Here is a 14,629-nt window from a genome sequence, read left to right as displayed (position 1 = left end):
CATAGAAGTGGACGCCGGTTTGGTCGTCGGTAACATCATGGTCGGCGATAAGGACAAGGCACCGTCGCGCCGATTCCGGGATGGATCCGGCTCGCCATCGGCCCTGGTCTTCGCCGCCGGCGCGGTCGCCCTGTGGTCGACCAACGCGCTGGTCGGCAAATCCCTGCTGGCCAGCCATCCAGTGTCGCTCGTGCAGTTGCTGCAATTTTGTGGAGCGGCTCTGGTGTTCGCCGTCATCCATCTGGCGAGCCGGAAGGGGGACACGCAAGACGCAGCCTTTTCCAAGGGTGCTGACGGCACCCTGGCGCCGGTCGCGGTCGGCTTTATTGGCCTGGTCGGCACCATGGTGCTGCAATACATCGCCTTTGCCTCCATGCCGGTGATCGAGGCCAATCTCGTCGCCTACACCTGGCCGCTGATGGTCGCGGCGGCGGTCATCGTGCTGGGCAAGCGGCAACGCCCCGTGCTGCTGGGGTTGACTGCCGTGCTCGGCTTTGTCGGCGTGGCGCTGGTGATCTCGGGTGGTCGCGGCCAGCCTTTTCTCCAAGGCAGCATCGTCGGCTATCTCGCTGCCTTCGGCTCGGCGCTGTGCATGGCCTTCTATTCGATTGCGGTCGCCCGCCTGGCCACACCGTCGGAGCGTTTGCTTTTGCCTTCGGCGTTGGTCGGCGTCGGCCTGACCTTGCTGTGGTGTATTCACGACGGCGCTGCCTGGCCATCCAGTGAGCACCTCCTGCTTGGCCTCTATCTCGGTGCCGGCCCGATGGGGCTGGGATATTATTTCTGGTCGCGCGCCTTGAAGCTTGAAGGCGGCGGCAAGGTTGCGGTCATCGCCTATCTGACGCCGATCGCATCGACGCTGCTGCTGACACTTTCGGGCGAAAGGCTGACGCTTACCGCGATAGCCGGTGCGGTCCTCGTCATCGGCAGCTGTATTGCGGTGGGCATAGAACGCTCGGAGGCTGAACATGCTTGACGACGATGAACGCCTCGCCAGACAGGAAGCATTCTGGCTGCTCAAGGAGTTCGGCGCCGAGGCGCCGCTCTACGCCGCCATGAAGGCCGAAAAGGCGATAGAGCAAAAAGATTTCGGCCGGTGCGCCCGCTGGAAGCGCATTCTGGACATACTGGCCGACTCTAAACCTGCGGCGTCCGTGCAGTTGAAATCTGCTGGCGCGAAGTCGGCCGTTTCCAAGTATTAGATTTTCTAATTTGCAACGTTGCAACCTGTTGTGGAAACATCCTCCTGTTCCGATTCTTGATCGTTTATTGAGACTTTAGCGACCCGTTGGGGGGTGCAGCTAGGTCGATACATCAAGAGAAGTCTTAAAAAAAGCCGGCAACTTCATGACCGGCGGGAGAAACAGAATTGCACACCATCGACAGCAAGACCGCTATTGAACTGACTGCTGACATCGTCTCGGCCTATGTCGGCAACAATCCTCTCCCTGCGTCTGGCCTGCCGGATCTGATCGCCAGCGTCAGCGCATCGGTGCGCAAGCTGGGCAGCATTGCCGCCGTGGAAAGCCCCGCGCTGAACCCCGCTGTCAATCCGAAGCGGTCGGTGTTTCCCGATCACATCGTCTGTCTTGAGGACGGCAAGAAATTCAAGTCGCTGAAGCGCCACCTGATGACCGACCATGGTCTGAGCCCGGAGGAATATCGTGGCAAATGGGGCTTGCCGTCGGACTATCCGATGGTGGCGCCGAACTACTCCGCGACCCGTTCGGCACTGGCCAAGTCCTCGGGCCTCGGCCGCAAGCCGGCCGTTCCGGCCGCCGCGGCCAAGGTGACGAAGCGCAAACCCAAAGCCTGAACCAGGCAGCCTCTTAAAGTCGGTCTGCAGTTAGCAGTGATGGACGGCGCGCTTTGGGCGCGCCGTCTTCATGCCTTATGCCCCCGCCAGCGCCCAGGCCCTTGCGAAGCGCCGCCCTCCCGTGCAAAAGCCCCGGCATGCTTATCATCAACGATCTTTCGCTCCGCATGGCCGGACGCTTGCTTCTCGATCATGCCTCGCTGACCTTGCCGGCCGGCACCAAGGCCGGCCTCGTCGGCCGCAACGGCACCGGCAAGACGACGCTGTTCAAGGCCATCACCGGCGACTTTCCCTCCGAGACCGGCTCGATAAGCCTGCCCAAGAACACCCGCATCGGCCAGGTGGCGCAGGAAGCGCCCGGCACCGAGGAGCCGCTGATCGAGATCGTGCTCAAGGCCGACCTCGAGCGCACCGCATTGCTCGAGGAGGAAAAGACCGCCACCGACGCGCACCGCATTGCCGACATCCATATGCGGCTGGCGGATATCGATGCGCATTCGGCGGAATCTCGCGCGGCCACCATCCTCGCTGGCCTTGGCTTCGACGACGCCGCGCAGCGCCGCCCGGCCTCGTCCTTCTCCGGCGGCTGGCGCATGCGTGTGGCGCTCGCCGCGGTGCTGTTTGCCGAGCCCGACCTTCTGCTGCTCGACGAGCCGACCAACTATCTCGATCTCGAAGGCACGCTTTGGTTGGAAAACTACGTGTCGAAATATCCGCACACGGTGCTTCTGATCTCGCACGATCGCGACCTGCTCAACCGCGCCGTCAATTCCATCGTTCATCTCGACCAGAAGAAGCTGACCTTCTGGCGCGGCGGCTACGACCAGTTCGAGCGCCAGTACACCGAGCAGAAGGAGTTGCAGGAGAAGGGCCGCGTCAAGCAGGAAGCCGCGCGCAAACACATGGAGTCCTTCGTCGAACGCTTCCGCGCCAAGGCTTCGAAGGCGAGACAGGCGCAGTCGCGCATCAAGGCGCTGGAGAAGATGAAGCCGATTGCCGCGATCGTGAACGACACGGTGAGGCCGTTCTCTTTCCCCGAACCGGTGAAAACGGTGGCGTCGCCGATCATTGCCTTGAACAACGTCAATGTCGGCTACACCGAGGGCCAGCCGATCCTGAAGAAGATGACGTTGCGCATCGATGCCGACGATCGCATCGCGCTGCTCGGCGCCAACGGCAACGGCAAGTCGACCTTCGCCAAGCTTCTCTCGGGCCGGCTGAAGCAGGAAACCGGCACCATGACGGTGGCGCCGGGCCTGAAGGTGGCGATCTTCGCGCAGCATCAGCTCGACGATCTCAGGCCTGATGAAAACGCCTACGAGCATGTCCGCCGGCTGATGCCGGAGGCGCCGGAATCCAAGGTACGTGGCCGCGTCGCCCAGTTCGGTCTCACCACCGAGAAGATGAACACCGCCGCCAAGGACCTGTCCGGCGGCGAGAAGGCGCGCCTGCTGATGGGCCTGTCGGCCTTTGAGGGGCCAAACTTGTTCATCCTCGACGAACCGACCAACCATTTGGACATCGACAGCCGCGAGTCCCTGATCCATGCGCTGAACGAGTTTCCCGGCGCCGTCATCCTCATCTCGCATGACCGCCATCTGCTGGAAGCGACCGCCGACCGGCTGTGGCTGGTCAAGGACGGGGCGGTCAACCCGTATGACGGCGACCTTGAGGACTACAAGACGCTGGTCACCGGCGTGTCCGGCGACCGACGCGGCAAGCGCGAGGCCGAGAAGGCATCCAAGGCCGATCGCCGCCGCGATGCCGCGGCGCGCCGCGCCGCCTTCGAGCCGCTGGCAAAGGAAATCCGCGCCACCGAAGCGCTGATGGACCGCATCCGCAAGCGCATCGACCTGATCGAGGATGAACTCGCCAATCCGGCGGTATACGAGAAGGATCCATCGACGGCGACCCGGCTGGCCAAGGAGCGCTCGCAACTGGCCCAGCAGCTTGCCGGTCACGAAGAAAAGTGGCTGACCATGTCGGCGGAGTATGAAGAGGGCACGGCGGAGTAAAGCGGCCGGTTGCGCCCAGTCGCATGATGAAAGGCCAGCGAACGCCGGGACGCTGCAAAGCAGCGGGGGATCCAACACCTGAAAAGCCTTCGGCACCGAGGCTCTTGCTACGGCTTCTCTTACGCACCCGGGCGACGCGGCCCGGTGTTTATTGCCGTCTTCGGCGTCGAGAAGCGGACCGTAATTTGGCTCGCGCGGATCACCAAACGAGCTCCTGCTTTCAGGCGGCTTTCCGCTGAACTTTCCACGTCTCGTGCCGCTTCCCCCATGCCGACATTGCGGTCACGGCATCGTTCAGGCTGAAGCCCAGTGGCGTCACCGAATATTCCACGCGCGGCGGTACCTGGTCATAGGCGCGTCGGCTGACAAGCCCGTCGGCCTCCATCTGTCGCAATTGTTGCGCGAGCATCTTCTCACTGATCCCCGACAACCGCCGGTGCAATTCGGCGAAGCGGTGAGGCCGCAGGTGCAATTCCCACAACAACGAGGTTTTCCACTTTCCGCCGATTGCCTGCATCGCGGCAGCAAAGCCGCAGCTGTCTGTTTCCTTGCTCCTCATGTGACTACTCCTGACATGATTCCAATAACTTACCTCAAGGTGCGTACTTCTCAACGCAGGAAGAATATATATCTTCAGATTAGCGCGCCAAAGACAAACCAGCTATCGCTATCGGAGAAATCGTCATGAAATCCAATGTCTGCGTGCTCGGCGCGGGCCGCATGGGCTCGTCCATTGTTCGAACGTTGCTCGACCGAAATTATCCAACATCGGTGTGGAATCGTACTGCGGCCAGGTGCCAGCCCCTAGGTATTCTTGGTGCGAGGGTAGCCTCTTCAGTCGAGGATGGAATCCGGTCGGCCGATGTCGTGATCATAAATGTTCTGGATTATGCCGCTAGCGATGCGCTGCTCAAGCAGCGCAGTGTTGCTTCGGCACTGGCCGGCAAAGCCATCGTGCAACTCACCTCCGGCTCAGCGCGCTTGGCACGGGAGGAAGCGCGCTGGATAGAAGCGCATGGCGCCAGCTATCTGGACGGGGCGATCCTGGCGACCCCGGATTTTATCGGCAAACCCGACACAGCATTGCTTTACTCAGGCTCCCGCGCCGTCTACGAAACGAACAAGACCCTGCTCTTTGCGCTTGGCGGCGGCACAAGTTATGTCGGCGAGTTGCCGGGCCAGGCCTCCGCGCTTGATACCGCGCTGCTCACGCAGATGTGGGGCGGGCTCTTTGGCGCGCTCCAGGGCATGGCTGTCGCCGAGGCCGAAGGTCTCGATCTGGAGACGTTCAGGAGCCATCTGACTGCATTCAAGCCGGTTGTCGATGCCGCCTTGTTCGATGTGGTTGACCGGACGAAGGCGCGCCGTTTTGCCGGCGACGACGCAACGCTCGCGTCATTGGGCGCCCACTACAGCGCCTTCCGGCATCTGCTCGAAGCATGCCAGGAACGAGGTCTCGACGCTGCCATGCCGCGCGCCATGGACGCAATTTTCCAGCAGGCGCTTTCTGGCGGGCGCGCAGATGATGATTTTGCATCTCTCTCGCCCCTGTTCGGAAATAGTTCGCCGCATCATGGCAGGGAGCCTGCGAATGCGTGATGGCAAGACCAGGCGACGGGCGACCTGCTCGTGTCGCGGGGTGGAACTGGTGCTCGCCGGGGAGCCTCGGCGCGTCTATGCCTGCAGCTGCCTGGAATGCCAGAGATGCACGGGCGCAGCGTTCTCATACCGAGCCATTTATGACGACTCCGCCATAGTCGACCGAAAAGGCGAGACGAAATCCTGGCGACGAAACGGCTCGTCAGGGCAATGGCTGGAGCAGACATTTTGCACCACATGCGGATCGATCGTCTTCATGCGTGCCGAAGGCCTGACGGAAGCGCTGTCGGTATCTGTCGGCTGTCTGGAGGACCTGGAATTTCTGCCTCCGGAAATTCTTCATTGGCCCAACAGGAAGCACAAATGGCTCTGCCTGGAAGGCGTGCCCCAGGCAGAAGCCTCCTGAGGCAGATAGCTGACCGGCCCAGTCTTGGGTGGCGATCGGCTTGGCAGTGTCCTTGCCTTCTTCCCCAGGGGAGAAGGCAAGGGGCATTGCTCGCAGAGGCAAAGCGGTGCGCCACTTCTGGCCCTACACGCCGCCCGCGAAACCCGCTAAAAACCCCGCATGAACCAGCACGCCAAGCTCAGAATCGGCCACTCCACCTGTCCGCATGATTGCCCTTCGACCTGCGCGCTCGAGGTCGAACTGCTCGATGGCAACCGCATCGGCCGTGTCCATGGCGCCAAGTCCAATACGTATACGGCTGGTGTGGTCTGCGCCAAGGTCGCGCGCTATGCCGACCGTGTCCACCATCCCGACCGGCTGCTGAAGCCGCTTGTTCGCGCCGGGGCCAAGGGCGCCGGCGTCTGGAAGGAATCCAGCTGGGAAGCGGCACTCGACCTCGTCGCCGAGAAATTCATCGCGGCCGAGGAAAAATACGGCTCCGAGACCGTCTGGCCTTATTTCTATGCCGGCACGATGGGGCTGGTGCAGCGCGACGGCATCGACCGGCTGCGCCATGCGAAAAAATACTCCGGCTTCTTCGGCTCGATCTGCACCAATCTGGCCTGGACCGGCTGGATGATGGGAGCGGGCGCCTTGCGTGGTCCCGATCCGCGCGAGATGGCGAAGTCCGACTGCGTGGTGATCTGGGGCACCAATGCCGTGGTCACGCAGGTCAATGTCATGACCCACGCCATCAAGGCGCGGAAGGAGCGTGGCGCCAGGATCGTCGTCATCGATGTCTACGAGAACGCGACGATGGAGCAGGCCGATATGGGCCTTGTGCTGAAGCCCGGCACCGATGGCGCGCTGGCCTGCGCGGTCATGCATGTGCTGTTCAGGGAAGGCATGGCCGACCGCGCCTATCTCGAAAGATACACCGACGATCCGAAGGGGCTCGAAGCGCATCTGGAGACGCGCACGCCGGAATGGGCGTCTGCCATCACCGGTCTTGCCGTCACCGAGATCGAGGCTTTCGCACGCCTCGTCGGCACGACGAGGAAAACCTATTTCCGCCTCGGCTATGGCTTTGCCCGCCAGCGCAATGGCTCGGTCAACATGCACGCGGCATCCTGCATCGCCGCCGTCACCGGCGCCTGGCAATATGAGGGTGGCGGCGCCTTCCATTCCAATTCCGGCATCTTCAAGCTCAACCAGGATGTGCTGGAAGGCACCGGGATGCGCGATCCCAATATCCGCTATCTCGACCAGTCGCGCATCGGCCCGGTGCTGACCGGCGCCGCGGACGCGCTTTACGGTGGCCCGCCGGTGACGGCGATGCTGATCCAGAACACCAACCCGGTGAATGTCGCGCCCGAGCAGCGGCTGGTGAAACAGGGTTTCCTGCGCGACGATCTGTTCACCTGCGTGCACGAGCAGTTCATGACCGACACGGCCAAGCTCGCCGATGTCGTGCTGCCGGCAACGATGTTTCTCGAGCATGACGACGTCTACAAGGGCGGCGGCAACCAGCACATCACGCTTGGCCCCAAGCTGATCGAGCCGCCGGAGGGGCCGCGCACCAACCATTTCGTCATCGAGCAATTGGCCGAGCGTCTCGGCGTCGCCGACCGGCCGGGCTTTGGCCTGACCGAGCAGCAGCATATCGACATCATTCTGGGCAAGCGCGGGCTGGGCAGCTTCGCCAGCCTGAAGGAAGACAAATGGGTCGACCTGCAGCCGGATTTCGAGGCGGCGCACTTCGTCAGTGGCTTCGGTCACGCCGACAAGAAATTCCATTTCCGCGCCAATTGGAGCGGGCAGGCGGCGCCCAACCGGCCGCCGAAGAGCATGGGCCTGTTCGGGCCGGTGGCGGAGCTCCCGGAATTCCCCGACCATGTCGACCTGATCGAGGTCGCGGATGCGGAGCATCCGTTCCGGCTGACGACATCACCGGCGCGCAACTTCCTCAATTCGACCTTCTCGGAAACGCCGGTGTCGAAGGCCAAGGAAGGCCGGCCGGAATTGTTGTTGCATCCGGACGACGCTGCCGCGCTTGGCTTGGGCGACGGCGACCGTATCGAGGTCGGCAACCGGCGCGGCGAGGTGGTGCTGCACGCCAAGCTGTTCGACGGACTCAAGCGCGGCGTGGTGATCGCCGAAGGCATCTGGCCGAACAGTGCGCATGAGCGCGGCGAGGGCATCAATGTGCTGACCGGCGCCGATGCGCCCGCGCCCTATGGCGGTGCGGCCTTCCACGACAACAAGGTCTGGCTGCGGCCGGCTAGAGCAATTCCAGGAAAAGTGTGAAACGGTTTTCCCGGGAAAAGCGCTTAGCGCTTTCCCTTGGGAATTGCGTAAAAAACAAAGAATAGACTGGCCTATCCCGGCAAAGGCACCGTCAGCCCGACCTTGACCCGGTCCATGGCGACGAATGTCCGGAACTTTCGCACATTCTTGCTGTCGAAGAACAGTCTTCGCGTCAGCGCCTCATAGGCGCCCATATCGGCCACGGTGATAACCAGGATGAAGTCGGCCTCGCCGGTGACGTAGTAGCACTGCTGCACTTCGCGAGCCGCCGAGAATTGCCGCTTGGCCGCGTCGATCAGGTCTGCGCGTTCGCTCTCCAGTTCGACCTCGACGAAAATGGTGATGGGTTGGCCGACCGCCGCCGGATCGACGACCGCGACGTTGCCGGCAATGACCCCGGACTGTTCCATGCGCTTGATGCGCCGCTGCACCGCCGGCGCCGACAGGTTGACGGCTTCGCCGATCAGCCGCTGCGGCGTGGTGTTGTCCCGCTGCAGGATGGCAAGGATGGCGAGGTCGAAACTGTCGAGCGAAGGCGATGTCGGCAAAGACGCTATCCCGGCGAAACAAACTTGCATTTCGAAGACCCAATTACAGCGCCCTTTGCGCCTGAGCTGCAATATAATTTCGTCTAATCCCTAAGGAGGCCGTCCGTGTTCCTGCTCAACAGCAATACCCTGCACCGCCGGCCGCTCGATCCGGGCGATGCCGAAACGCTGGGGATTGCCGGCGCCGATACGGTCGAGCGCTTTCTTGCCCATCGCGACAATCACTTGCCAACGCCATTGCGTGCGCTGCAGGCGCTGGCCGGCGAACTCGGCGTCGGCGCTGTCCACATCAAGGATGAAGGCTTTCGCCTCGGCCTCGGCAGCTTCAAGGCGCTGGGTGGCGCTTATGCCGTCTTCCGGCTGGTGCTGGAGGAGGCAAGCCGGGCGCTTGGCCGGCCCGTCGATGTCGCCGATCTCGACCGGCCCGAAATCCGGGCGGTCGCCGCCGGCATGACGGTGGCGTGCGCCACCGATGGCAATCATGGCCGCTCGGTTGCGCAAGGTGCGCAGCTCGTCGGCGCCAAGGCGGCGATCTTCGTTCATGCCGGCGTCAGCGAAGAGCGTATTGCGGCGATCGCTCGCTATGGCGCCGAGATGATTCGCGTCGATGGCAATTATGACGATTCGGTCAGGCAAGCTGCCGAGGTGTCCGCCGAGAAGGGCTGGACGGTGGTGTCCGATACCTCTTGGCCGGGCTATGAGCGCATTCCCGGTCTGGTTATGCAGGGCTATACGTCGATCATGCGCGAAGCCTTGCGCCAGTTGCCGCAGCCGCCAACCCATGTCTTCGTGCAGGCCGGTGTTGGCGGCATAGCTGCCGCGGTGGCCGGCCATCTCGCCATCGTGCTCGGCGATGCCAGACCGACCTTCATCGTCGTCGAGCCGGCCCGCGCCGCCTGCGTTGTCGCAGCCGCCCAGGCGGGCCGCGTCGTCAAGGTTGCACACGACCAGCCGACGGTGATGGCAATGCTGGAATGCTACGAGGCTTCAGCGGTCGCCTGGCGCGTGCTGGCGCGTGTTGCCGACGCCTTCATGACAGTGGACGAGAACGAGGCGGTCGCGGTGATGCGGCGGCTCGCACGGCCAGCTGGCGGTGATCCGGTGATCGTCGCCGGCGAGAGCGGCGGCGTTGGCCTTGCCGGGCTGATCCGGGCGGTGGCCGACAACAAGGCCGAGCTTGGCCTCGATGGAAAATCGCGCGTACTGCTGATCAACACGGAAGGCGCCACCGACCCGCACCGCTACGCCGAACTGGTCGGCATGAGCCCGGGCGATGTGCTGGCTGGCAAAATGACAGCAGAGGCGACCTCATGATCGCCATCGACGCGCAGCGTCTGCTTGGCCGTATCCGTGAACTCGGCGCCGTCGGTCGTGACGGTGACGGCAGACTGACCCGGTTGGCCACCTCAGATACCGACAGGCACGGCCGCGACCTCTTCGTCGGCTGGCTCAAACAGGCCGGGCTCGATCTCGCCATCGACCGGGTCGGCAATATTTTCGGCATCTGGCAAAGTCCTGACAATGCCGGGCAGGCGCCGCTGCTCATCGGTTCGCACATCGACACCGTCATCGACGCCGGCATCTACGATGGCTGCTACGGCGTGCTGGCCGGGCTTGAGGTGATCGAGACGCTGAAGGCTTCGGGTTTCTCGCCCTCGCGTCCGATTGCGGTCGCCGCTTTCACCAATGAGGAAGGCGTGCGCTACACGCCCGACATGATGGGCTCGCTGGTCCATGCCGGTGGCGCCGGCGCGGACGCGATGCTGGCCGCTGTCGGCACGGACGGCAGCGTGCTCGGCCGGGAACTCGCCCGCATCGGCTATGCCGGCGACCGCGAACCCGGCTTCCTCAAGCCGCATGCCTATCTCGAACTGCATATAGAACAGGGGCCGGTGCTGGAGCGCGAAGGCGTGCCGATCGGCGCGGTCGAAAATTTGCAAGGCATTTCCTGGCAGCGCATCACCATTGACGGCGCCGCCAACCATGCCGGCACCACGCCGATGTCGATGCGCAGCGATGCCGGCCATGCTGCCGCCCGCGTCATCACTTTCCTGCATGATCGGGCGAGCGCATCGAACACGCCGACAGTCGCCACCGTCGGCACGATGCGCTTCGAGCCGAATGCCATCAACGTCATTCCCTCGCGCGCTGTCTTCACCATCGATCTGCGTGACCCCGACGAACAGCGCCTGCAGGCACATGAGGCGGCCCTTGCCGCCTATATGGAAGAGCTTGCCGCCGCCGAGAACGTGTCGATCTCGGTCGAGCAGCTCGCCCGCTTCGAGCCGGTGCTGTTCGATACCGGCATCGTCGAACGGATCGAGGCCGCTGCCAAAAATCGTGGCCTTGGCGTCAGGCGCATGACATCGGGCGCCGGACATGATGCGCAGATGATGGCCCGCATCGCGCCGGCGGCGATGATCTTCGTGCCGAGCGCCGGCGGCATCAGCCACAATCCGCGCGAACACACTGAAGATGCCGAGCTTGTCGCCGGCGCCAACATCCTGCTTGATGTCGCCAGTGAGCTTGCAAAATAGGTCGGGGAGAAAATGGCTGAGCTCGATCGTGATGTGCTGAAGCAGGAAATGACCGGCTGGCGGCGCGACTTGCACGCGCATCCCGAGTTCGGCTTCGAAGAAAAGCGCACCGCCGCCTTCGTCGCCGCGAAGCTGCGCGAATTCGGGCTGGACGACGTTGCAGAGGGGGTCGGCGGCACCGGCATCGTCGGCACATTGAAGCGCGGCAGCGGCAACCGGGCGATTGCGCTCAGGGCCGACATGGATGCGCTGCGGATCACCGAGCAGTCCGCGACAGCCTATGGCTCGCAGAACCCCGGCATCATGCATGCCTGCGGCCATGACGGCCACACCACCATGCTGCTCGGCGCGGCAAAGCTGCTCGCCGCCGAGGGCGGTTTCGACGGCACCGTGCGTTTCGTTTTCCAGCCGGCCGAGGAGTGGGGCAAGGGCGCGCTGGCAATGCTCGATGACGGGCTGCTGCAGCGCTTCCCCTTCGACGAGATCTTTGGCCTGCACAACATGCCGGGCCTGCCCATTGGACATTTCGAGACCCGTGCCGGCCCGTTCATGTCGGCGGAGGACAATTTCGAGATCGTGCTCAAGGGGATCGGCGGCCATGCGGCGCGTCCACATTCCGGGAACGAGACGCTGGTCGCCGCCTGCGCGCTGGTAACCAATCTGCAAACCATCGTCTCGCGCCGGCTGAGTCCCGCCGACATTTCGGTGGTTTCGGTGACCGAGCTGATCACCGACGGCACCCGCAACGCATTGCCCGGCCTCGCCCGCATCCTCGGTGACGCCCGCAGTTTTCGTCCCGAGGTCAGCGCCGAGATCGAGCGCCAGATGCGGGTCATCGCGGCGGGCACCGCCGCTGCCTACAATGTCACCGCCGACGTGACCTATAGCAGGGAATTCGTGCCGCTGCAGAACGATGCCGACCTGGTGGACGCGGCCTTTGTCGCCGCAAGGCGCGTGCTGGCCTATGGCGCCGCCAGCATCGCGGCGGAGCCGATGACCGCCTCGGAGGATTTCGCCCGCTTCCTCGATCACGTACCGGGCTGCTTCGTCTTTCTCGGCAATGGCGAGACCTCGCCGCCGCTGCACAATTCCAGCTACGACTTCAACGATGACGGGCTGTTGCACGGCACGGATTTCCATATCGCGATCGTCAGGCAAAGACTGGGCGGCGCGATCGGGAAGTGACGCCTGATCGCCTTCGCAACTGGCCCAAGCGGCACTGCTATCGCCAGCCAGATGCCGGGTTTAGGGAGATTGCCTGTTGCCGGAGATCGCACGCCGATGACCAGGGTTTCGCTTCTGGGAATACCACATGACGAGAACTCGTCCTATCTCAAGGGCGCGGCTGCAGCGCCGGCCCTGATCCGGCGCGAACTCAAAAGCGACGCGCACAGCTCGTGGAGCGAAACCGGCTTCGATGTGGCGGACAGTTTCGTCGACCACGGCGACATCGACTTTTCAGGCGCCGGCGATCCGTGGGAGCGAATCGAGGCCGAGGTCGGCCGCGCGCTGGATGCCGGCCACCCGTTGATCAGCCTCGGCGGCGATCATGCCATCGCCTGGCCGGTGCTGCGTGCCGTGCGCCGCCGCCATGCCAGGCTAACGATCGTCCAGATCGACGCCCATCCCGACATCTACGATGCCTATCAGGGCAACAGGCGGTCCCACACCTCGTCCTTCGCGCGCATCCTGGAGGAGGGGCTGGCTGACCGGCTGATCCAGATCGGCCTGCGCACCCTCAATGATGAGCTTCGTGACCAGCTCAAGCGCTTCGGCGTCGAAATGATCGAGGCGCGGCATTTCAGCGAGGATCTGCAGCTCGATCTCAAGACGCCGGTCTATCTCTCGGTCGATCTCGACGGCCTCGACCCGGCTTGTGCGCCCGGCGTGTCGCACCGCGAACCCGGTGGTCTTACAACCCGGCAAGTGATCAACCTGATCCAGCGGATCGACCAGCCCATCGTCGGCGCCGATGTCGTCGAATACAATGCAAGCCAGGATGTCTCCAATCTCACTGCGCTGGTTGCCGCCAAGCTGGTCAAGGAGATCGCCGGCATGATGCTCAAGACCCATGGCGCCGGCTGAACCAATCTGGCGGGGCGGCATGATAGATCATTGTTGTGACTCGCATTTCCAGTGAAAGCCGCCATGCCGCATCTGTTGAAGTTAGCCATAGCCGGTGCGCTCGGCCGCATGGGCAGGGAGATGGCGCTGGCCGTCGAGACCGATCCCAGGCTGGCGCTCGTCGCCCGCTTTCACAGGCCGGGCAGCATCGGTGAGGGGCTGGTCGAGCGCGACGAAGCACTGGCGCTTGCGGATGTCGTCATCGATTTCACCACGCCTGCGGCCTCCATCGAATTGGCGAAGACTTGCGCGGCCCGCGGCGGCCCGGCGCTGGTCATCGGCTCGACCGGCTTCGAGCCGGCCGATCTCGCCGCCATCGCTGCTGCTTCGAAGTCCGTCGCCATCGTTCGCTCAGGCAGCTACTCGCTGGGGCTCAACATGCTGGCTGGGCTGGTCGAACAGGCGGCGCGAGCACTTGGTCCCGCCGCCGACATCGAGATCCTGGAAGCGCATCACCGCATGAAGGTCGACGCACCGTCGGGCACGGCGCTGATGCTGGGCGAGGCGGCCGCTCGCGGACATGGCGTCAGGCTGGACGATGTGGCGAAACGCATCCGCGACGGCGTTACAGGTCCACGCCCTGCCGGCGAGATCGGCTTTGCCGTGCTGCGCGGCGGCAGCATCGTCGGCGAGCACAGCGTGAGCTTCCTCGGTGAGGGCGAAACGCTTACGCTCTCGCATTCAGCCGGCGACCGCTCGATGTTCGCGCGCGGCGCCATTGCGGCAGCGCGCTGGGTTGCCGTCCGGCCTCCCCGCGAATACGACATGCGCGACGTACTGGGCTTCACGACCTTTTGAGATACAAGGGTAACGCAACGAGGGGCGTTGCGAGGTCGGAGCCGCCTAGAGAATAGAATATAGCAACAACTACGCCATTTCGCGCCTTCCTAGACCGAACCGAACGGTTCGGTTCGCACATTTTTGTGATTGGCAATGGCAGCAACGCACACCCATTTCGGGGTGGTTCGAGCGACGCGAATTCCTCCCAAGGCACGCCACTTGACGGACAGAACTGAAAAATCTGGATTACCTGAAATGACCAAGATCGCACTTACCGCTGCTGCCATCCTCCTTGCCACCGGCACCGCTTTCGCAGGCAGCGACCACTACGGCTCCGACGGCGTCAACCAGCCTGCTGTGACAGCGCCCGCCGGCAACATCGATCACAATTATACCGCCTCGATCCGCAAGCCGGCCAGCCTCGGCGATTTCACGATCAAGGGCGACTCGAACCAGCCGGAATCCGGCCAGGGCATCTGGGGTCGTTGATTTTCTGAGAAATCTACGACCACAAAGAG

15 protein-coding genes are annotated in these 14,629 nt (G+C 63.4%); 13 read left to right on the top strand and 2 right to left on the bottom strand.

Annotated features, from left to right (window positions below; all coding sequences use genetic code 11):
* The first annotated feature begins 7 nt into the window (after nucleotides 1–7).
* From NKI31_RS23170 to NKI31_RS23155, 4 genes are all read left to right on the top strand, one after another.
* A complete protein-coding gene (locus NKI31_RS23170; RefSeq protein WP_245261396.1) occupies nucleotides 8–976 on the top strand; it encodes a DMT family transporter in 969 nt (322 codons plus the stop codon).
* Nucleotides 969–1,202: a hypothetical protein gene (locus tag NKI31_RS23165; RefSeq protein ID WP_023684750.1), complete on the top strand. Its 234-nt coding sequence runs from the start codon at nucleotides 969–971 to the stop codon at nucleotides 1,200–1,202. Before NKI31_RS23170 ends, NKI31_RS23165 begins: the two co-directional genes overlap by 8 nt.
* Before the next feature lie 167 nt (nucleotides 1,203–1,369).
* Nucleotides 1,370–1,816, top strand: coding sequence for a Ros/MucR family transcriptional regulator (locus tag NKI31_RS23160; protein WP_023670270.1), 447 nt, complete (start codon nucleotides 1,370–1,372; stop codon nucleotides 1,814–1,816).
* Between the two features lie 137 nt (nucleotides 1,817–1,953).
* Complete coding sequence (locus tag NKI31_RS23155) at nucleotides 1,954–3,831, top strand: ABC-F family ATP-binding cassette domain-containing protein (RefSeq protein ID WP_023689073.1); 1,878 nt, start codon at nucleotides 1,954–1,956, stop codon at nucleotides 3,829–3,831.
* A 220-nt stretch (nucleotides 3,832–4,051) separates the two neighbouring features.
* Here NKI31_RS23155 and NKI31_RS23150 read toward each other — a convergent pair whose 3' ends face one another.
* Nucleotides 4,052–4,390, bottom strand: a complete 339-nt coding sequence (locus NKI31_RS23150) for a winged helix-turn-helix transcriptional regulator (protein ID WP_023689072.1) — start codon at nucleotides 4,388–4,390, stop codon at nucleotides 4,052–4,054.
* A gap of 125 nt (nucleotides 4,391–4,515) precedes the next feature.
* On the opposite strand from NKI31_RS23150, the gene NKI31_RS23145 reads away from it, so the two are divergent.
* From NKI31_RS23145 to NKI31_RS23135, 3 genes are all read left to right on the top strand, one after another.
* Nucleotides 4,516–5,430, top strand: a complete 915-nt coding sequence (locus tag NKI31_RS23145; protein ID WP_352652617.1) for an NAD(P)-dependent oxidoreductase — start codon at nucleotides 4,516–4,518, stop codon at nucleotides 5,428–5,430.
* A complete protein-coding gene (locus NKI31_RS23140; protein WP_352652616.1) occupies nucleotides 5,423–5,836 on the top strand; it encodes a GFA family protein in 414 nt (137 codons plus the stop codon). Before NKI31_RS23145 ends, NKI31_RS23140 begins: the two co-directional genes overlap by 8 nt.
* Before the next feature lie 159 nt (nucleotides 5,837–5,995).
* Nucleotides 5,996–8,122: a molybdopterin-containing oxidoreductase family protein gene (locus tag NKI31_RS23135; protein WP_352652615.1), complete on the top strand. Its 2,127-nt coding sequence runs from the start codon at nucleotides 5,996–5,998 to the stop codon at nucleotides 8,120–8,122.
* Between the two features lie 71 nt (nucleotides 8,123–8,193).
* Here the strand turns inward: NKI31_RS23135 and NKI31_RS23130 are convergent, their stop codons facing one another.
* The gene (locus NKI31_RS23130; protein ID WP_352652614.1) at nucleotides 8,194–8,700 is read right to left on the bottom strand and encodes an Lrp/AsnC family transcriptional regulator; all 507 of its coding nucleotides are present in this window, start codon (nucleotides 8,698–8,700) and stop codon (nucleotides 8,194–8,196) included.
* Nucleotides 8,701–8,775: 75 nt separating this feature from the next.
* Here NKI31_RS23130 and NKI31_RS23125 point away from each other — a divergent pair, with 75 nt between their 5' ends.
* From NKI31_RS23125 to NKI31_RS23100, 6 genes are all read left to right on the top strand, one after another.
* A complete protein-coding gene (locus NKI31_RS23125; RefSeq protein WP_352652613.1) occupies nucleotides 8,776–9,984 on the top strand; it encodes a diaminopropionate ammonia-lyase in 1,209 nt (402 codons plus the stop codon).
* Entirely contained in the window at nucleotides 9,981–11,207 is a 1,227-nt protein-coding gene (locus tag NKI31_RS23120; protein WP_352652612.1) for a Zn-dependent hydrolase, read from the top strand. The genes NKI31_RS23125 and NKI31_RS23120 overlap by 4 nt, the downstream gene beginning before the upstream one ends.
* Nucleotides 11,208–11,219: 12 nt before the next feature.
* The gene (locus tag NKI31_RS23115) at nucleotides 11,220–12,392 is read left to right on the top strand and encodes an amidohydrolase (protein WP_023754699.1); all 1,173 of its coding nucleotides are present in this window, start codon (nucleotides 11,220–11,222) and stop codon (nucleotides 12,390–12,392) included.
* Nucleotides 12,393–12,488: 96 nt separating this feature from the next.
* Nucleotides 12,489–13,292: an agmatinase gene (gene speB / locus NKI31_RS23110; protein WP_023684756.1), complete on the top strand. Its 804-nt coding sequence runs from the start codon at nucleotides 12,489–12,491 to the stop codon at nucleotides 13,290–13,292.
* A gap of 63 nt (nucleotides 13,293–13,355) precedes the next feature.
* Nucleotides 13,356–14,129 (top strand): 4-hydroxy-tetrahydrodipicolinate reductase, encoded by a 774-nt coding sequence (gene dapB / locus NKI31_RS23105; protein ID WP_352652611.1) that lies wholly within the window; start codon nucleotides 13,356–13,358, stop codon nucleotides 14,127–14,129.
* A 237-nt stretch (nucleotides 14,130–14,366) separates the two neighbouring features.
* On the top strand, nucleotides 14,367–14,600 hold the full coding sequence (locus NKI31_RS23100; protein WP_023727317.1) for a DUF680 domain-containing protein: 234 nt from the start codon (nucleotides 14,367–14,369) through the stop codon (nucleotides 14,598–14,600).
* The last annotated feature ends 29 nt before the right edge of the window (nucleotides 14,601–14,629 follow it).

It is taken from the genome of Mesorhizobium sp. M0659, from assembly GCF_040320605.1.
Taxonomy (GTDB): Bacteria; Pseudomonadota; Alphaproteobacteria; order Rhizobiales; family Rhizobiaceae; genus Mesorhizobium.
This window is presented reverse-complemented; position numbering and strand designations above follow the sequence as displayed.